This is a genomic window from Erwinia typographi (assembly GCF_000773975.1).
Taxonomy (GTDB): domain Bacteria; phylum Pseudomonadota; class Gammaproteobacteria; order Enterobacterales; family Enterobacteriaceae; genus Erwinia; species Erwinia typographi.
In genome coordinates this window covers 183,975-203,345 of record NZ_JRUQ01000006.1, presented here as the reverse complement: position 1 = coordinate 203,345, position 19,371 = coordinate 183,975, and the positions used below count along the sequence as shown (strand labels likewise).

Annotated in this window: 18 protein-coding genes; 8 read left to right on the top strand and 10 right to left on the bottom strand. The window is 56.7% G+C overall.

The window, feature by feature from the left end; all coding sequences use genetic code 11:
• From NG99_RS01885 to NG99_RS01845, 9 genes are all read right to left on the bottom strand, one after another.
• Window positions 1-887 (bottom strand): aldehyde dehydrogenase family protein (locus NG99_RS01885; protein WP_034887796.1); only part of this gene is annotated, 887 nt, incomplete at its 3' end.
• Window positions 888-907: 20 nt separating this feature from the next.
• Window positions 908-1,906, bottom strand: a complete 999-nt coding sequence (locus NG99_RS01880; protein WP_034887793.1) for an ABC transporter permease — start codon at window positions 1,904-1,906, stop codon at window positions 908-910.
• 37 nt (window positions 1,907-1,943) lie between these two features.
• On the bottom strand, window positions 1,944-3,458 hold the full coding sequence (locus tag NG99_RS01875; RefSeq protein WP_034887791.1) for a sugar ABC transporter ATP-binding protein: 1,515 nt from the start codon (window positions 3,456-3,458) through the stop codon (window positions 1,944-1,946).
• 79 nt (window positions 3,459-3,537) lie between these two features.
• Window positions 3,538-4,626 (bottom strand): sugar ABC transporter substrate-binding protein, encoded by a 1,089-nt coding sequence (locus NG99_RS01870; protein WP_034887789.1) that lies wholly within the window; start codon window positions 4,624-4,626, stop codon window positions 3,538-3,540.
• Window positions 4,627-4,709: 83 nt separating this feature from the next.
• Window positions 4,710-5,420 (bottom strand): ribose 5-phosphate isomerase A, encoded by a 711-nt coding sequence (gene rpiA / locus NG99_RS01865; RefSeq protein ID WP_034887786.1) that lies wholly within the window; start codon window positions 5,418-5,420, stop codon window positions 4,710-4,712.
• Between the two features lie 23 nt (window positions 5,421-5,443).
• Window positions 5,444-6,301 carry a MurR/RpiR family transcriptional regulator gene (locus tag NG99_RS01860; protein WP_034887784.1) on the bottom strand — a complete coding sequence of 286 codons (858 nt, stop codon included), beginning with the start codon at window positions 6,299-6,301 and terminating at the stop codon, window positions 5,444-5,446.
• Window positions 6,302-6,330: 29 nt separating this feature from the next.
• Entirely contained in the window at window positions 6,331-6,978 is a 648-nt protein-coding gene (locus tag NG99_RS01855; RefSeq protein ID WP_034887782.1) for an HAD family hydrolase, read from the bottom strand.
• 16 nt (window positions 6,979-6,994) lie between these two features.
• Window positions 6,995-8,512 carry a xylulokinase gene (xylB, locus tag NG99_RS01850; protein WP_034887779.1) on the bottom strand — a complete coding sequence of 506 codons (1,518 nt, stop codon included), beginning with the start codon at window positions 8,510-8,512 and terminating at the stop codon, window positions 6,995-6,997.
• Window positions 8,513-8,514: 2 nt separating this feature from the next.
• The gene (locus NG99_RS01845) at window positions 8,515-10,011 is read right to left on the bottom strand and encodes an aldehyde dehydrogenase family protein (RefSeq protein ID WP_034887777.1); all 1,497 of its coding nucleotides are present in this window, start codon (window positions 10,009-10,011) and stop codon (window positions 8,515-8,517) included.
• 308 nt (window positions 10,012-10,319) lie between these two features.
• Here NG99_RS01845 and NG99_RS01840 point away from each other — a divergent pair, with 308 nt between their 5' ends.
• The 3 genes from NG99_RS01840 to NG99_RS01830 are packed head-to-tail and all read left to right on the top strand — an operon-like array spanning window position 10,320 to window position 13,197.
• Window positions 10,320-11,462, top strand: coding sequence for a fumarylacetoacetate hydrolase family protein (locus tag NG99_RS01840; RefSeq protein WP_034887775.1), 1,143 nt, complete (start codon window positions 10,320-10,322; stop codon window positions 11,460-11,462).
• Window positions 11,459-12,424: a C-terminal binding protein gene (locus tag NG99_RS01835; protein ID WP_034887771.1), complete on the top strand. Its 966-nt coding sequence runs from the start codon at window positions 11,459-11,461 to the stop codon at window positions 12,422-12,424. Before NG99_RS01840 ends, NG99_RS01835 begins: the two co-directional genes overlap by 4 nt.
• Window positions 12,425-12,432: 8 nt before the next feature.
• Window positions 12,433-13,197, top strand: coding sequence for an SDR family NAD(P)-dependent oxidoreductase (locus NG99_RS01830; protein WP_198138715.1), 765 nt, complete (start codon window positions 12,433-12,435; stop codon window positions 13,195-13,197).
• Window positions 13,198-13,214: 17 nt separating this feature from the next.
• Here the strand turns inward: NG99_RS01830 and NG99_RS01825 are convergent, their stop codons facing one another.
• Window positions 13,215-13,988 carry an SDR family NAD(P)-dependent oxidoreductase gene (locus tag NG99_RS01825; RefSeq protein WP_034887767.1) on the bottom strand — a complete coding sequence of 258 codons (774 nt, stop codon included), beginning with the start codon at window positions 13,986-13,988 and terminating at the stop codon, window positions 13,215-13,217.
• Between the two features lie 85 nt (window positions 13,989-14,073).
• On the opposite strand from NG99_RS01825, the gene NG99_RS01820 reads away from it, so the two are divergent.
• The 5 genes from NG99_RS01820 (at window position 14,074) to egtB (ending at window position 19,345) form a co-directional block, all read left to right on the top strand.
• Window positions 14,074-14,694, top strand: a complete 621-nt coding sequence (locus tag NG99_RS01820; protein WP_034887764.1) for a TetR/AcrR family transcriptional regulator — start codon at window positions 14,074-14,076, stop codon at window positions 14,692-14,694.
• Window positions 14,695-14,862: 168 nt separating this feature from the next.
• The gene (locus tag NG99_RS01815) at window positions 14,863-16,242 is read left to right on the top strand and encodes an NAD-dependent succinate-semialdehyde dehydrogenase (protein ID WP_034887762.1); all 1,380 of its coding nucleotides are present in this window, start codon (window positions 14,863-14,865) and stop codon (window positions 16,240-16,242) included.
• A gap of 67 nt (window positions 16,243-16,309) precedes the next feature.
• Window positions 16,310-17,203 (top strand): LysR substrate-binding domain-containing protein, encoded by an 894-nt coding sequence (locus NG99_RS01810; protein WP_052130511.1) that lies wholly within the window; start codon window positions 16,310-16,312, stop codon window positions 17,201-17,203.
• A gap of 260 nt (window positions 17,204-17,463) precedes the next feature.
• Window positions 17,464-18,048, top strand: a complete 585-nt coding sequence (locus tag NG99_RS01805) for a DUF308 domain-containing protein (protein ID WP_034887761.1) — start codon at window positions 17,464-17,466, stop codon at window positions 18,046-18,048.
• Window positions 18,049-18,130: 82 nt separating this feature from the next.
• A complete protein-coding gene (gene egtB, locus NG99_RS01800) occupies window positions 18,131-19,345 on the top strand; it encodes an ergothioneine biosynthesis protein EgtB (protein ID WP_034887758.1) in 1,215 nt (404 codons plus the stop codon).
• The last annotated feature ends 26 nt before the right edge of the window (window positions 19,346-19,371 follow it).

Below are 19,371 nucleotides of genomic sequence, written 5' to 3'. Positions count from 1 at the left end.
CCCCCCGCCGTTAACGATCCCACCCAGTCCCGGGCAAGCCGTTCACCGCGCGCGCTGACGGCCTGCGGCAGCAGGAACATCGGATTAATCGATCCTAACTCACCGTAGAAGGGAACAGGTTCCGACCGTGCCGCGCACAGATTGAACAGCGCTCGCCCAGCCGCCAGCGATCCGGTGAAGCCAACGGCTTTAATCAGGGGATGTTCGACAAGCGCCTTGCCCACGGCAATATTGCCGCCGTGGATAAGGCTGAACACCCCGGGATGAACGCCGCATTTCAAGGCTGCCGCCCGGATGGCCTCCGCGACAATTTCACTAGTTGCAGGGTGCGCTTCATGCCCTTTCACCACCACCGGGCAACCTGCCGCCAGTGCCGATGCCGTATCGCCACCGGCGGTTGAAAATGCCAGCGGGAAATTGGAGGCGCCGAACACCGCTACCGGGCCAACCGGACGCTGCATCAGGCGAATGTCGGGACGCGGTAAAGGCTGGCGATCGGGCAAGGCGCGATCGTGTCGGCGATCGAGATAGTCCCCAGCCAGAATATGCGAAGCAAACAGCCGCAGTTGTCCAACCGTGCGCCCTCGCTCCCCCTGAAGACGCGCTTCCGGTAACCCGGTTTCCTGCGAGCCGACATGGGTGATAGCGTCTGCCCGCGCTTCTATTTCATCAGCGATGGCGTTAAGAAATGCCGCGCGTTCCTCCCGCGATGAATAGCCGTAGTGCCAGAATGCCGCTTCCGCCGCCTGACAGGCACGATCGACCAGCTCGGGCGTGCCGACAAAAAAGCGTGAGGCCGGACGATCAACCGGGTTATTGGTAAATGTCGTGTCCGTCGCGAAATATTCGCCAGCAATAATATGTTTGCCGTGGGGAGTAAATGACATTGCGCGCTCCTGGAGTGAAGTTAACCGAAATAGCGAACCCGGAAGGCATCAATGGCAACGGCGATAAATATCATCACCCCGCCAATCATACCGACATAAAATGAGGGGACGTTGACGATCGCAAGGCCCACCTGAATGACGGTCAGCAGCAACACGCCACCCAATACGCCTTTCACCTTGCCCCGCCCGCCGAAAACGCTGACGCCGCCAATGATCGGCGCGGCGATGGCATACAGCAGATAGCTTGATCCCTGATTTGAGGTGATCGCCATTTGCCAGGACGCTAACAAGAAACCCGCCAGCGCGGCCAGAAATCCTGAGAGGGTATAGGTAATGATCTTTACCCGCTGGACGCGGATGCCGGCCGAATTGGAGGCAACCGCGTTGCCGCCCACCGCATAGATGGAGCGTCCCAATACCGTATTTTTTAATACGATCCCGATCGCCACGAGAGCGACGACAAAAACGATCGGCATTAGCGGCCATCCCCCCACCGTCGCCTGCCCGATCCAGATGTAACCCTCAGACAGGTTGGTGAGGGTTTTTCCCTGCGTCAGCGCCAGCAGCGCGCCCTGAAGAATGATCATCATCGCCAGCGTTTCAATCAGCGAAACCATTTTCAGCCGGGTAATGCACCAGCCGTTGAAGAAACCGATGCCAGTCCCTACCAGCAGGCCAATACCCGCGGCTAAAAACCACGGCAGCCCGAGGTCTGAATAGGCCAGTGCGCCAACGGCCGCCGAAAACCCCGCGTTGGCCGGAATGGAGAGATCGATTTCGGCGACCAGCAGCGGCAATGCCACCGCCAGGCCCAATGTGCCCAGCACCGTTGCCTGCACCATCACATTTTGTAGATTGGTCACCGTCAGGAAATATTCATTAAACGCGCCGAAGATCGCCACCAGGGCAATCAACCATATCCAGACGATGTTGTATAAAACCCATTTCAATAAGGGTTGGTGGTTCATTTTAGCTGCCGTGGGAACGACCCCATTGCTGACCCTGGTTGCATTACTCATAGCCCGTCACTCCCCGTTGTCTTATCCGGTTAGGGTGTTATGCCTGCACAGAAGCGCGCAGACGCTCAACGGTGATCTCATCACCGGCCAGTGTTTCTTTGATGATGCCCTGCTCGAAAATGCAGACCCGATCGACCGCGCGTACCAGTTCATCCATGTCGGTGGAGACGATGATCACCGCGACGCCGGTATCGCTGAGTTCGTCGATAATGCGCAGAACATCCTGTTTGACGCCGACGTCGATACCTCGCGTCGGTTCGTCAACAATCAGCAGGCGCGGTTTAGTCGCCAGCACGCGTCCCAGGCAGACCTTCTGCTGGTTGCCGCCGCTGAGGGTGTCTACCGCATAATCAGCGCTGGGGGCCTTTACGCCGATGGTGGTGAAGTAATATTCAATAACCGAGGCCTCATCCTTGCTGTCAATAAATCCTAATGTCGACCGCGTCGGTAAAGAGGAAAGCGCGATATTTTCACCAATAGACATGGGGCCAACGGCACCATCTCTCCGCCGATCGTCAGAAAGATAGGCAATGCCGGTATCAAAAGCGGTGCGGGGTTTGTCAGGCAGCGGCACGGACGCTCCGCCGTTGAGGGAGAGGGTTCCGCTGGCTGAATGCAGGCCGAAAATGGCGCGCGCGGTTTCCTTCGCGCCAGCGCCGGGTAAACCGGTAAAACCGACGACTTCACCGGGCGCAATATCGAAACGCTCCAGGAACAGCGATTTCCCCTGCACATTGCTCAAAGAAACAGCCGGTGTTTTGCCAGTATGTTCACGTCGTCTGCGTTGAAAAAGCTCGACTCCGCGCCCAATCACTAACTCCGTCAGCTGCATTGAGGTCAACGTACCGACGTTGTCGGTGTTCCCCGCCAGATTGCCGTCGCGCAATACGGTGACCGAGTCGCAGATCTCCAGTATTTCGTCGTTGTAATGCGAGATAAAGATGAAGGTGACGCCCCCGGCCTTCAGTCTGCGCATAAAGTCGAAGAGTTGCTGGCGATCGGTAACCGTCAGCGCGGCGGTCGGTTCATCCAGGATGATCACCTTGCCGCCGGAAAACATCGCGCGGAGGATATTCAACTTCCGCCGCGCCACCGCATCCAGCTGGCCCGCCAGGGCGTTGGCATCAATATCAGAGCCCTTCAGCATCCGCTGCGCATCGGTCTGTAGGGCCTTCCAGTCAACAAGTCCATGCCTGGTCGGCCAGATCCCCAGCATCAAATTTTCCGCAGCGGTCATATTATCGATAATCATCGGTTCCTGCGTCACCAGGAAGACGCCAGCCTGTTCCATGGCCTTGACATCCACCTGCGCCAAAGGCTGACCGTCCATAAATATCTGCCCTGAAGTCGGCCTTACCTGGCCCGATATAATGCCCACCAGCGTTGATTTCCCCGCGCCATTCTCCCCCAGCAATCCATGAATGGTTCCGCGTCTGACAGACATCGTTACGCCACGCAGGGCCTGAACAACGCCGTAACGCTTTACTACATTCTCGATCCGTAAAATCCGATCGTCAGCCGCCGCGGCCTGGCTGTTATTTGCTAGTGTCATAACGCTTCTCTCATCATCTCATGCGATCACCCTCAGAGCGCTCTTGCACTCTGATACCCTTCAGGGGAAGGTGAAATTATCAGGTATAGGGAATACCCCAGCCTTTTTCCGCAATGTAACCCCAGTGGCGGCGATCGCTGGCATTTTTGCTGTCAATGATAAAAGGGGGAATAATCAGCGCGGGCCCTGTTTTTCCGTTAACGATTTTCCCTTCCTCCCAGAAATACTTTTTATTTTTATAATCGCCGAGCGGAACAGCCTGACCTTTTAACGCATGATTCACCAACATCTCTACGGCAATTTCGCCATAAGCTACCGGGTCCTGAGAAATACAGGCGTCCATATATCCATCCTGAATCCATTTAAGCGCAACGGGCTCGCCATCGATATTAATAAAGATCACATGCCCCTCTTCGCCGACCTTTTTCCAGCGTCCTTTTTGCTGTAAAGCCGTCGCTATTCCGCGCGAGGGAGAATCCGAAGGCGAATGCACCGCATCCAGATTTGGATATTCAGACAGGGTAGAAATGGTGACTGATAACATATTTTCTAACAGGCCGTCGGTCGGACGCGTCAGATAGGTTATTTCCGGGTATTTTTTAAAAACGGAATCCATACCCTCCTTGCGCAGACGCCATGCGACCGATGACAGCGCGCCATAGCAGTTCAGGACAGTGCCTTTAGGGCTGCCATATTTCTGCACCAGCCGTTTGACAATTTCTTCCGCCGCCATCACGCCGCCCTGAAGATTATCAAAGCTGACGGTTATGGCAACGTCGCCGCCGTCCGCTGGCGTATCAATGATAGCAACCGGGATCTTCTGCCGGTTATAGCGCCGGATCGCAGAAACGATCGCCTGGCTGTCTATCGGATCTGAAATAATCGCAGAGGGTCGGGACAGCATCAGGCTCTGCCACTGTTCCAGCTGGCGGGAATTATCGAAATTCGCATTGGTTGCCTGAAATTCCCCGGAGCGGGATTTCACCGCCCGCTTTACCGCCTCTTCTTCAATCACAAAAAAATAATAATCTAAACTTTTGTTTGAAAAAGGAATGGCAAGGCGATCCTGCGCCCAGACGCTTTTTCCCAGCATCATATTAATACTGAGCGCGGCGCTGCCAACCAGTAAGCCACGCCGACTTATTCCAGCCAATTTTTCTTTTTTCATGGGATTATCTCCAGCATATTCTGGTGCGTTATAAATCCTGAATAGTTTTGTTAGATCTTTACTCTGTAATCAGTGGAGACTGTTTAGCGGGTACGAAGGTAAGAACTGCCATCAAAACATCCCACGACCATTCCCGCGGCTTCACGCGTAAATAAACCATTTTCAACTACGCCTGGAATTCGATTAAGTTCGGTTTCCAGCGGCGCCGGATTTGCAATAACGGCTCCGCAATGACAATCCAGAATATAATTACCACTGTCAGTGACCACCGGCTTATCATCACGCATACGGCGAACAACAGAGATATTGTGAATACCGTGCTCGCTTATTATGCGCTTAACCTGCCGCTCCGTTTGTTTCCAGGCAAATTGCACAACCTCAACCGGCAGCGGAAACTGCCCCAGACAGTCGACAATTTTGCTTTCGTCACAGATACAGATCATGCGTCTGGAAGCATGCGCCACGATCTTTTCCCACAGAAGGCAGGCCCCGCCGCCTTTGATCATGTTGAATTGACGATCGATTTCATCCGGGCCGTCAATGGTGAGGTCAATTTCACCTATCTCATTGGGATCGGTGATTGCGATGCCCACTTCCCGCGCAACCTCAATGGTCGAGCGGGATGTGGTGGTACAGGTCAACTTCATGCCATCGGCAACGTGTTTGCCCAGCTCACGAACAAAAAAGTGGGAGGTGGTGCCGGAACCCAGTCCCAGCTTCATACCATTGCGCACAAACTCCTGAATAACCCGCCGCGCGGCCACCTTTTTCGCTTCATTCTGTTGATTGCTCATTGTCTGCCCCTGTTGCGCGGTCTTCACCGCGGGTCTTTAGGATCAATTTTGTCGGTTCGCCATGAGTCAAGCGCGGTCAGCTGATCGGGGAACTGGCTGCCGCTGGCAATGGCTATGGCGGTCACTAACATATTGGTGACCAGATGATGATTTAACCTTGAAGCCAGCGGCGTCATCAGTTCCGTGTGCTCATAAGGTTTGACGGCAATCACCACATCGGACATCCGCGCTAAAGGGCTGTCGCCCGCAGCGATGGAAATCACTTTAGCGCCACCCCGCCGGGCGGCGGCGGCCACCTCAACCAGCTGTCTGGTGTGGCCCGATTGCGAATAAATCAGTGCCACCTCTCCCGATTTGGCACTCTCCGCGTGCATTTCCTGACGCCGGGTGCCCAGCAACGCCTGACAGCGCATCCCCAGCCGCTGGAATTTATGCTCCGCATCCAGCGCGTTAACCTCGGAAATCCCCATCGCGTAAATCCCCACCCAGCTCGCCGCCTGAAGGTAATGTGCCCCTTCGGCTATCTGTTCAGGCGTCAAATCCTCGGCCAGCCGCTGAATCGCATTCAGTGAGTTGCGGCAGGTCTTTCTGACAATATTGTCGACGCCGTCATCCGGGACAATTTGCTCGTAGGCAAAAGGCGCTGCTGGCACCAGGCTCTGCACTAAATGAAGCTTGAGCGCCTGGTAACTGTCAAAGCCGAAACGGCGGCAAAAACGGATAACCGTCGGGTCACTCACCGAACAGGTTTCCGACAGGCGAGCCATGCTCATCTGCAACACTTTTGACGGTGACGTCGCGACAAAATTAGCCACGCGTCGTTCTGCCCGCGGCAGCTCTTTACTCTCATCCAGAATCCGTTGCAATAAACTGACAGTCATACTATCTCCATGACTTTATTCTATTTTATTTATTTTTCCAGCAAGTCCGCCAGGCGGCGCAACCGGTGTTCCGGCGCAATATCGACCCCGGCGCCACCGCCCCAGGGCACGACAAAAAACGGGACGCCCGCCGCCTGCGCCGTCTGATGATCAACGCGCGTATCGCCGACATAGGCCCAGCTCCCCCTCTCCAGCGCCATGGATTTCGCCACCGCCAGCAGATGCCCAGGGTCCGGCTTGCAGGCCGGAACCGCATCCGCGCCGAGGGCCACCTCAAACAGCGTGGATAAACCCAGCTGGTCGAGGACTTTTTGCGTGACCTCATGGTTTTTATTGGTACAAATGCCGAGGCGAATACCTGATGCACGCAGAGCCGCTAAATCCTCACGAACATACGAGAAAAAACGCGTCTGCCCGGCCGGATCGGCCATATAAGCCCGGAGATAGCCGTCAAAAGCGCGCTGCACCGTCGCTTCGTCATAGTCGATCGCCAAATCATCCAGAATATCAATGATTAAACGACGCGGGCCGTTACCGATAAATTTCTCTGCGTAAGCGCTATCCAGTTCGGGCCAACCATTCAATTTGAACCCGACATTCAGAGCCTTGGCTATATCAGGTGCACTGTCGATTAGCGTCCCATCGAGATCGAAAATGAGTGCAGAAAAGGCAGACATAACAGACTCCTGGTCATTACTTAACAAAAATTGGCGCGCTAAGTTCTGAGAATGCCTCTCTCAGCGCCGGATAAAGAATACGGTAAATGTGCTGCGACCGAGCAAAAATTTCGGCGGTGGCCCTGTCAGGATGCTCCTGCGTGATGCTGCGGCAGCTACGCGCCGCGCTTTCCGCATCCGGCCAAATGCCGACGGCCACGCCGGCAATCAACGCGGCGCCAAATGCGGCCCCTTCCGCCGCGCCTTCGGTGGTAATCACCTCACAGCCAAAGATATCCGCCTGCATTTGTCGCCAGAGTCGTGAACGCGCGCCGCCGCCCGATGCTTTTATCACTTTCCCGCCGATGCCCATCGTCTTCATTAGCGAGTGCATATCGGCCAGAGCATGGATCACCCCCTCCATCACGGCGCGCGCGACATCCTGCCGGTTATGGCTGGCAGCAAGACCGACAAACGCCCCGCGTGCCGTTGGGTCCGGGTTCGGGCAGCGCTGGCCATTGAGATAAGGCAGGAACATCACTCCCCTGCAACCCGGCGGGCTGTTTTCGGCCTCGGCAGCGAGCTGTTCGAAGGAAGGAACGCTGCCGTCAACGCCGACGCAAAAAGTGTCGCGAAACCAGCGCATCGCTCCGCCCGCATTCAGCGAAACGCCCATGCAGTGCCATTTGTTAGCGGCGACATTGCAGAAAACCTGTAGACGTCCATCGGGGTTTTCTTGTGGAGCGTCCAGCGCAGCTGCCAGAACTCCGGCGGTGCCGATAGTCGTTTGTAATTCTCCAGGAGCAATGACTCCAGACCCCAGGGTCTGCACCACCGCATCACCGCCGCCGCCCACCACCGGCGTGCCTTCCGGCAGGCCAAACAGTTCCGCACCGATAGCCGAAACGCGGCCGGAAATAACCTGAGATTCGAACACCGGCGGTAATAAGTCAGCATCAATGCCCACCCGATCAATCAGCCCGCTCGCCCACTGGCGCTTACGCACGTCAAACAATCCCGTGCCAGAGGCATCCGAGACTTCCGTCACCAGCTCACCCGTTAACCTGTAGCGCAAATAATCTTTCGGATTCAGAATAGTAGTCATACGGGCGTAGAGTTCCGGCTCATGGTTTTGCATCCACAAAATCTTGCCTCCGGTGTACCCCACCAGCATTTGGTTGTTGGTCGCGGCCAGTAAGTTTTTGACGCCGCCCGCGAGCTCGGTTATTTGATCGCACTCGGCGCTATTACGCTGATCGTTCCAGAGGATCGCCGGACGCAGGACCCGATGCGCGGCATCCAGTGGCACCAACCCGTGCATTTGCCCCGAAAGTCCTATGCACAGTAATTCGACCTGTGGCGCTTTAGCCAGCGCACCGGCCACCGCCTGACGCGCCCCCTCGATCCAACACTCCGGGTCCTGCTCCGTCCAGCCCGGTCGGGGCTGGAGTAATGGATAAGTTGCCGTAGCGGCCGCAATCATCACCCCCTGAGCATCCAGCAACAGTGCCTTACAGCCCGATGTCCCAATGTCAATTCCCATAAGCGCTTGCATAATTACCCCCTGACCCCGTGGTATAAACGGATATGCTTGAAATTAAAGTACTCAAGCAAACCTTCACGGCCATGTTCATAGCCCACGCCGCTCTGTTTGCGCCCGCCGTAAGGGGCGTTCATGATGCCGGCATCAACGTTGTTGATCGCCACGTTGCCGTAGTCCAGCGCGGCAGATAACGTGTGAATCTCGGTAAGATCGCGGGCATAAACATAGGCAGCGAGCCCGTAAGGCGTGTCATTCGCCAGCGCAATCGCTTCCTCAACGCGGTCAAAAGGCATGATCCCAACCAGCGGACCAAAGGTTTCTTCCGTCATCACCTGCATCTCATGCGTACAATCGGCAACAACGGTGGGACGAAAGAAATACCCGGCGGCATAGTGAGCGCCTTCCGGCGCTTTCCCCCCGGCTATCAGTCGGGCCCCTTTTTCCAGGGCGTCGTTCAAGTGGCCGCGGGTTTTGTTCAGAGGTTCTGCCGAGGCCATCGCCCCCAGATCGGCATCGGGCATCTCCAGACCATTGCCCAGTACCAGCCGGTCCGCCGCCGCTCCGACCTGGCTGACGAAGTCGTCATAAACCGGGCGATGCACATAAATACGGTTAACCGCAATGCAGATTTGCCCACAGTTTCGGAAACCCCGGCGGACGGCCCCTTTCACCGCAGCGGGGATATCCGCGCTGGCCGTCACGATCATCGGGCAGTTGCCGCCCAGCTCCAACGACAGCCGTTTCACCTGTGGACAGCTTTGCTGAATATGCAAACCCACCGCGCTTGAACCGGTAAAGGCAATTTTATCCACCTGAGGATGTTCAACCAGCGCCTGTCCAATCAGTGAGCCCTTGCCGGTCAGCACGTTGACAACGCCCGCAGGAATACCGGCTTCGGCGCATTTTTCCGCTATTGCCAGCGCCGTAAACGGCGTGATTTCCGCAGGTTTGATCACAATCGTGCAGCCTGACGCCAGGCTGGCGCATAATTTCCAACCGACCAGCTCAGCCGGGTAATTCCACGGTGTGATGGCGCCCACCACACCGACAGGCTCCCGTACCACCAGGCTTTGAAATCCATGCTGATCGTTTGGCACGATTTCACCGTGCACGCGCGTCGCTTCTTCGGCATAAAAATGGCAGGCTTCGGCCAGCTTAAGGATCTCGCCTTTGGCTTCATTCAGCGGCTTCCCCTGCTCGGAGGTCATAATTTTCGCCATATTTAACGCATCTTCGGCGATTAACTCCCCCAGCCGATGCAGCGCTCTGGCACGGGTTTTAGGCAGTTCGGCCGACCAGAGACGGAATGCGCGACGTGCGGCGCTGACCGCCGCCTCAATCTCAGCAGGCGTAGCCGCCGCAATATGGCCAATGACTTCACCGTTAGCCGGGTTTTCTACCGGCAAACGTGCTCCTGTCCCCTTGCGGAATTCGCCATCAATAAACAGAGCGCCTTCCAGCGCGGCAATCGATTCGAAGAGAGAGTTATTTTTTTCATGCTGCGTGTTCATGCTGCTACTCCGTCGCCTTCATCTGCGGTGGGCCCCTGGTGGGGACGCTAAAGCTGCCCTCATTAATATAGTATTACTAGATCCATACAAGTCTCTTATGAACAAAATGACAACAAGATCACAACATTTAAAATAAGATTCCGGCATTAAACGAAGTAAAATAAATATTTAAATCAATAAAAACATATAATTAAACAAATAGCATAAAAAAATCAAAATGAAAACACGCTGTTAATCGCTGATGATATCTTGACCACTGAACAGACAAAAACCTAGTATTACTAGCAAATAAACTCAAGGACATCCCTATGCTGCCCACTTCATTAACCCATGCGAAACTTGTTGGCCGGATCTGGCGACCCGGCAAAGGCCCGTCGGTGGTTATCCTCCGCGATGGCGTCTTAACCGACGTTACCGACTCAGTGGTATCAGTCTCCGATTTTCTGGAAGACAATCCGGCGGCCCGCTTTGACCAGCTGCAAGGTGAAGCCATTGGCAAAGTCAACGATCTGGTTCTTGACCCGGCTGAAATGGGCTATCACGCGGATCGCCCCTGCCTGCTGGCACCCTGTGACTTTCAGGCGCTGAAGGCCTGCGGCGTCACCTTCGCCCAAAGCATGGTCGAGCGGGTGATTGATGAACGCTCCTCTGGCGATGCTGCCCGTGCCGAAGAACTTCGTCAGCGTATAGGCACGCTTATCGGCGGGAGCCTGTCGAATATTCAGGCCGGATCGGAAAAAGCGGCGGAGGTGAAAACGGCGCTGATCGCCGAAGGACTGTGGTCGCAATATCTGGAAGTCGGTATTGGCCCCGACGCTGAAGTCTTTACCAAGTCTCAGCCCCTGTCTTCGGTGGGCTACGGCGCGCAGATCGGCATTAACCGGATTTCGGCCTGGAACAACCCCGAGCCGGAAGTGGTGCTGGCGGTCGACAGCCAGGGCAATATTCGCGGCGCAACCTTAGGGAATGACGTTAATTTGCGCGATGTTGAAGGCCGCTCCGCTTTGCTGTTGGGGAAAGCGAAAGATAACAACGCGTCCTGCGCAATTGGCCCGTTTATTCGCCTGTTCGACGAGCATTTCACGCTGCAGGATATAGAAAACGCGGCACTGACTCTTTCCGTCACCGGCACCGACGATTTTCAGCTGTCCGGCAGCTCTGATATGCAAGAGATCAGCCGCAAACCGGCTGAACTGGTTGCACAAACCTGCAATGCCTCACACCAGTACCCCGACGGTTTCATGCTGTTTCTCGGCACCCTGTTCGCTCCAACCCAGGATCGTGCGCAAAAAGGATCGGGGTTTACCCATAAACCAGGTGACGTGGTCAGTATATCTACGCCGCTGCTGGGGACGCTGAGTAATACCGTGGTCTATTCCGACCAGGCCGTTCCCTGGACCTGGGGCGCTCGCGCGCTGATGCGTAATCTTGCTCAGCGGGGGTTACTGTGACTCAGTCAACATTAAAGCTGGTGGTAACCGATCAGGCTTTCGGCAACACCCGGCATGAGCAGGCCGCCGCGCAGGCAGAGGCGGCAGATTTCGCCGAATATCAATGCCGTAGCGAAGAGGAGACGCGAAGCGCCGTACAGGGTGCGCACGTTGTGCTTAACAATTTTGCCCCGCTCACCCGCCGCGTCCTCGAAGTAATGGCGCCCGGCGCCGTGGTAATCCGGTATGGGGTTGGCGTGGATAACGTCGATCTTATCGCGGCGAAAGATCTGGGCGTTCGCGTCTGTAACGTGCCCGACTATGGCATCGACGAAGTAGCCGATCACGCCACAGCAATGACCCTGGCATTAGTTCGCAAGCTCAACCGATACGATGCGGGCATCCGCGAGGGAGAATGGAAAATTGACCGAATGGTTGACGGCGTGCGTTCGCTGCGAGAGACCACGGTTGGCCTTATCGGCTTAGGCCGCATCGCTCGTTCCTATGCGACGCGCATGGCCGTATTTGGCTGTCGCATCACCGGCTACGATCCTTTTGTGAACGACGATGCGGCTCGCGCCGCCGGGGTCGAGCCGATGAGTCGCGATGAGGTGATAGCTTCAGCTGACGTGCTTTCACTGCATGTGCCGCTGACCCCCGACACCCGACACCTGATCGATGCTGATGCCCTGACGCGTATGCCTGCCGGTTCGATCATTATCAACTGCTCACGCGGAGGGCTGGTGGATGAAACGGCGCTGAGTGATGCGCTGCGCCATGGGCACTTATCCGGCGCGGGGCTTGACGTTTTTGAACAAGAACCGCTCCCCGCCGATTCCCCGCTACGGCACTCGTTCAGCGTGTTGATGTCGCCCCACGCGGCGTTTTTCTCGAATGCGTCCGTAGAGAAGTTACAACAGCTGGCCTCTGAAGAGGCATTACGCGGGTTGCGGGGTGAAACGCTGCGCTGCCGGCTAGTCTGAAGGAAGACATGATGGATTATCAAAAAATGCAGTCGCTTAACGGAAAACTCGCGCTGGTAACGGGCGCGGGTCAGGGTATCGGCGCGGCCATTGCGCAGGCGCTGGCCGCCACCGGCGCTGAGGTCATCTGCACCGACATTCTGCGCGAACGCGCTGAAACCACCGTGCGGGAATTAAGCAGCATGGGGTTTAACGTCCGGGCCGAACAGCTGGACGTTACCGACAGCACCGCCATCAATGCGCTGGCGGAAAGTTTGCCGCCGCTGGACGTGCTGGTCTGCAATGCCGGGATCGTGACAAATACCTCTGCGGAAGCCATGACGGATGAAGAGTGGGACAAGGTGATCGCCGTTAATCTCACCGGCGTTTTCCGTACCTGCCGCGGCTTTGGCCGCCGGATGCTGGCGGCAGGAGCCGGTTCGATCATCAATATAGGCTCCATGTCCGGACACATCGTCAATGTGCCGCAGCCGCAATGTCACTACAATACCTCGAAAGCCGGAGTGCATCATTTAACCCGGTCGCTGGCCGTAGAGTGGGCAACGCGTGGGGTACGCGTGAATGCCGTCGCCCCCACCTACATAGAAACGCCGCTGCTAAAAGACCTCGAAAGCCAACCGGGGCTGGTATCACGCTGGCTCGACATGACCCCAGCCGGACGGTTGGGAAAACCGGACGAGATTGCCGCCGTCGTTCAGTTTCTTGCCTCTGAGGCATCAAGCTTACTGACTGGCTCAATCATCAATGCCGATGCTGGCTATACCTGCATATAAAGCGGTCACAGCTTGTTTTAAAGATGGGTGCCGCCGGTCGCATCAATCACCTGTCCGGTGACCCAGCGCGCGCCATTCGAGGCGACCAGGGTAATGACATCCGCCACGTCAGCAGCCTGGCCGACTCGTGAGAATACGGACAGGGCTTCAGCGCCGGCGCGGGCCTCTGGCACTGTTAGCCACTCCGCATTCATGTCGGTCTCGGTAACGCCTGGCATTACCGTATTCACCGTAATACCGCGTGCGGCGAACTCCGGCGCCAGCGCCAGCGTTAAGGTTTCCAGCGCGCCTTTCGATGCTGCGTAAGCGGGATGCGTTGGCGCGGCAACGCGCGTGAACCCTGTGGAGACATTGATGATCCGTCCGTTGTCGCGCAGGCTGTCTGCAAATGCCTGAATCAGGAAGAACGGTGTTTTCAGGTTGATGGTGATAATCTCATCGAACGTCGCTTCGCTGGTTTGTGCCAGCGACACGGCTGGCGCCACGCCTGCGTTATTAACCAGAATATCAATCCCGCGCTCGCCGGTGGCGGCATACGCCGCAGTGGTGAACTGTTGCAGAATGCTGTCCGTCGCCGCTTTCCCTTCGGTCAGATCCCCTTTAATAATGGCCGCCTTGCTTCCCAACGCCTCAATCTCAGCGACGGTCGCCAGCGCAGCCGCTTCGTTGTTGCCGTAATGGACGCCGATAAACGCCGCGCCCTCTCTGGCAAAAGCCAGCGCCGTGGCGCGGCCGATACCGCGTGAGCTTCCGGTGATCAGGACGATTTTATCTTGCAGATTTGCCGACATGGCTTACTCCTTGGTTATTTAACTAGTGACCGTTATAATTCTCGCAACAGAACCTTGTCAATATTTTTATAGGGATCGATATAAAATGAATCAACCCGCCCGCAAGCGTGGCAGACCGAGGATATTGGATCGCGATACCGGCCTTGAAGTTGCGGCTCGCCTTTTCTGGCAACATGGCTATGAGGGAACGTCGATAGCTGAATTAACCCGCGCGATGGGGATTACGCCGCCCTCCCTTTATGCCACCTTCGGCTCTAAGGAAGAGCTTTACCGCCAGGCACTCGATCATAATATTAAGCAAGAGAGCAAACTCCGCTCCGAGGCGTTGCAGGGCGAAATGTCAGCCTATGATGCGCTGAGTTTCTATCTGTACGATGTCGCGCAGGGCGTTAGCGATCCCAGCAAACCGCGTGGGTGCATAATTTCAACCGCGGTGCTTCAGCACGCTGAAGAAAATGAGTCCGTCGCCAGAGAGGTTGCCGCGCGCCGCGATATGTCGATTCAATGCATCAAAAAGCGCTTCGACCGGGCGATTGATGAGGGGGAGCTTCCTGCTGGCACCGATAGCGAAGCGCTTGCGCGCTTTTATTCAGCCGTGGTGCAGGGTATGTCGGCGCAGGCCTGTGACGGAGCCTGTACGGAAACGCTGAAACGGATGGTGGATATTGCGCTGGCTGCATGGCCAGGCCGTTCGCCGGAGCGGTAAAGGCCCTCACGCTCCTGAGCCCAATACCATTGAGTTTTTCTCAACATTTGAGCAATTTTAATCGATTGTGGCAGACGCCCCCTCGCCGGAGAATGAGCAGCGTTAACCGCATTCCCACCTCCCCGCAGTGCGGAATGCTTTCGCTCACTAAAACTCATAGGTAAGAACATGATCAATGTTATCAACCCTGCTGACGGTTCAGTTATCGGCCAGACTCCCATGATGAGCGCGGTGGTAGTCGCGGCGGCCATCGATCGCACCTGCGAAGCATTTCCCGGCTGGGCGCAAAAAACGGCGAAAGAACGCAGCGATGTTTTGCGTCGCTGGTACGATCTGGTCCGTGCCGACAAGCGCGTTTTCGCTGAAATTATGGTTCAGGAAAACGGCAAGTGTCTCAACGAGGCGCTGGGCGAAATAGACTACGGTCTTGGCTTTATCGAATGGTATGCCGAGGAGGCGAAACGGGTCTACGGCGATACCCTCCCTTCCCACTATCCTCATGGTTCGGTGCTGGTCATCAAGGAGCCTGTTGGCCCGACCGCGTCCATTACCCCCTGGAATTTTCCTTTTATGATGATCACCCGCAAAATCGCTACGGCGCTGGCGGCGGGCTGCACCATGATCATTAAACCGGCGGAAGAGACGCCGCTTACCGCGTGGAAATTGCTGGAATATGCGCGGGAAGCAGGTATACCGGAAGGTGTCTTCGAAATGGTGACCGGCGATGCCAAAGCCATCGGCGAAGCCTTTACCAGCGATCCGCGTATCCACAAAGTGTCGTTTACCGGTTCAACGCGAGTCGGGAAGCTACTGGCCGCTAACTGTGGCGCCGCGTTGAAAAAAATGACCCTTGAGCTGGGCGGTAATGCGCCGTTCATCGTCTTTGACGACGCCACGCTGGATGATGCGGTCACCGGGCTGGTCAACGCGAAGCTGCGTAATTCCGGGCAGGTTTGTATCTCGCCAAACCGCGTATTTATCCAGGACGGAATCTATGACGCCTTTATTGCACGGCTGGTTGCCGCCGTGTCGAAAATCCGCGTCGATCAGGGTATGCAGGATGAGTTCGTCGTCGGGCCGCTGATTAACCAGCCAGCGCTGGAGAAAGTGGTGGAACTGGTGGATGACGCGGTCTCGCTGGGCGCGACCATTCGTCTTGGCGGCAAACTAGATGCCAAAGGCGGCCTGTTTTATCAACCGACCATTCTGTGCGATGTGGAGGACAGTTTTAAAATTCATAACACGGAAATTTTCGGTCCGGTGTTTGCAGCCTATCGTTTTAAGACGGAAGAAGAGGTTATTCGCCGCGCGAACAATACGGAATATGGGCTGGTGGCCTACAGCTGGACCACGGATTTGGGGCGCGCTTTCCGCCTTTCAAAGCAGCTGGAAGCCGGAATGGTGATTATGAATTCAGGCTCTGTCGGCACCGCGTCAGTCCCTTTTGGCGGCATTAAACACTCCGGCTATGGCCGTGAAGGCGGTCATTACGGTATTGAAGAGTACGTGCAGGTGAAATATGTGCTGATGTCTGGTCAGAATCGCTAATATGTAGCGGGAAGGTGGTCACTGACCACCTTCCCTCCCTCAGTGAGAACATACCCATGGTGAGAGTGTGACGCGCGACCTTCCCCCCCTGAATGCTCTGCTGGCGTTTGAATTTGTGGCCCGCACCGGCAGCGTGCGCGCCGCAGCTGAGCAGATGTCCGTAACGCCCGGCGCGATCAGCCGCCAGATCCGCCTGCTGGAGGAGCATTTCGGCACGACGCTGTTTCAGCGTGATGGCCGGGGTCTGCTGCTTACGCACGCCGGTAGCGCCTATTTTCACCTGATTGGTCCGCACATCGAAGGACTGCGCAAAGCCGGTCAGGTACTGCACCGCAGCGCCGGGCGCACCGTCATCCGGCTTCACTCCTTTACCACCTTTGCCACCCGCTGGCTGATTCCCCGCCTGACGGCTTTCCAGCTGGCTAATCCGACGATTGATGTCCGCCTGACTACCGCTTCAGAATGGGATGAGTCCGCCGATTTCGACGCGGCCATCCGCCTGGGGGATGGCGAATGGCAGAACATGTCCGCCACTCCGTTAATTGAAAACATTCTGGTGCCGGTCTGTAAGCCCACGCAGGACCGTAAGGCAATGCTGACGCCTGAACATCTGATGCGGCATACCCTGCTCCGCGTTCGGGGGCGTCCGGATGACTGGCAGCGTTGGAGCGAGGCGCTGGGAATCGATATCGGCGGACTGACTAACTGGCGGGAGTTGGAAAGTTCGGCGCTGGCCTATCAGGCTGCGCTTGAGGGACAGGGCATCGCGCTGGCTCAGCGCGAGCTGGTTAAAAAAGAGTTAGCAGAAGGCACGCTGATCGAGATGGCAAATGGTCAGCTGAATTGCGGCAGGCTGACCTACTATCTGGTCTGGAGCAGTAACCACCTGAAGGAAGCTAACCTGCTGCTGCTGAAAGAGTGGCTAATCCGCCGCGAAGATCCGGCAATTGACAAACGGTAGGGTCTGGATTCTCACCTGCGCCTCAGGCTGACAAGATTGTAGCCAATGGCTACAGGGTCAGTTGACAACCTACCTACCGACAGGTAGATTGAAGGCATTGGCTATGCACGCGTTCACCCTCATTCGCTGATTCGGTGTCCTGCGAACGCGCCAGCCTCCCCCAGCTTTTACGCCGGGGCCCTCATCGCTTTATTAACCAACTGACTGGTATATATGCGAATTTTATCTGGTCGACAGTGCAAACCCTATGGAGAAACATCATGAAAAGTGCCACCGCTACCCCTGATAACTCACAGAATAAATGGCTGCAGCGCTATTATTACCTGCGAGCCGGGGTTTCAATTATCTGGATCATCCTTGCGGTTCTGATCGGTAAACATAACCCGACCATTGGCTCGATCCTGCTGGTTCTTTACCCGGCCTGGGACGCACTAGCCAATTACATTGATGCAGGGAAAAATGGCGGCCTCAGCGCCAACCCGCCGCAGAAGTTCAACTTCATTGTCAGCCTTATCGTCGCCATTGCCATCGGCTGGGCGCTGACCATCAGTATGGAAGCCACCATCAAGGTGTTCGGCATATGGGCAATCTTCTCTGGCGTGCTGCAACTGTCCACCGCCGTTCGCCGCTGGAAAACCTCGGGCGGCCAGTGGGCGATGATCCTCAGCGGCGCGCAGTCCGCATTAGCCGGCGTCTTTATGTTTAAGCAAGCCAGTAGCGGCATTCCGCTGGATGTGTCGATCGTCGCGCCTTACACCGCCTTCGGCGTGTTGTACTTCCTCATTTCGGCAATCTGGCTGACCGTCAAGAACGCCCGCCAGCGGTCGAACGCGGTCGCCCTGTGATCGGTGCCGCCTTCAGAGCGCTCGCAGGATTCTGAGGACGGCGATTTTTCCCCCACCAGCACAAGATGCCGGGAAGACTTCCATGACGCTGCTTAGCCATTCATCCCCTGAGATTACCAGCGTGGCTGACTTACGCTTACGCTATCACTCGGTGCGCGCCAACAGCGAGGCTCTGGCCGCGCCATTGAGCCCTGAAGATCAGGTAGTGCAATCGATGCCCGACGCCAGCCCGACCAAGTGGCACCTGGCGCATACCACCTGGTTTTTTGAAACCTTTCTGCTGATGCCGCACTTGCCGGACTATCAGGCATTCGATCCCGCCTTCAGCTATCTGTTCAACTCGTACTACGAAGCCGTCGGGCCGCGCCAGCCAAGGCCTCTGCGCGGTCTTATTACCCGTCCGTCCGCCGCTGAGGTGCTGGCCTACCGGGCCCACGTCGACGCAGGTATGGCACGGTTGCTGAACATGCAGCTCCAAGAGCTGGTGCCGCTGGTTGAGCTGGGTCTGGCTCACGAGGAGCAGCATCAGGAACTGATCCTGATGGATATACTGCATCTGTTTTCGTGCTCGCCGCTCTCGCCAGCTTATCGGCAGAATCCGGCGCAGGCCCGTCCGGATTACCGCCCGGTAGAATGGCGTAGCGTAGCGGGTGGTATCGTTGAGGTGGGTTCGGACGGAGGCGGCTTCATCTTTGATAACGAAACCCCGCGCCACAAAGTGTATTTGCAGCCCTACGCCTTAGCCGATCGCCTGGTGACCAACGGCGAGTGGCTGGCCTTTATGGCCGACGGCGGTTACCGACGGCCGGAGCTGTGGCTGTCCGACGGCTGGGCAAAGACGCAGGCTGAGAACTGGCAATCCCCGCTCTACTGGCGGCAGGAGGAACAAGAGAGCTGGTCAGCAATGGGGCTTGAGGGCCGAGCGAAGATCGATCCCAATGCGCCCGTGCTGCATGTGAGTTACTACGAAGCAGCCGCCTACGCCGAGTGGGCGGGCGCACGTCTGCCGACAGAATCAGAGTGGGAACATGCGGCAGCGACCGTCGCAGGCCTGAGCGAGCTCTACGCTGAGGCCTGGCAATGGACCCGCAGCGCCTATGACGCCTATCCCGGATTTCATGCTTCTGCCGGTGCGGTCGGGGAGTATAACGGCAAATTTATGGTTGGGCAGATGAGCCTGCGCGGCGGGTCGTCAATCACGCCAGTCGGGCATACGCGGGCAACCTACCGTAATTTCTTCCCGCCGTCGGCGCGCTGGATGTTCAGCGGCGTGCGGCTGGCCCGAGAGGCGACCTGACGAGCGGGAGTGCTAACAATGCAGGG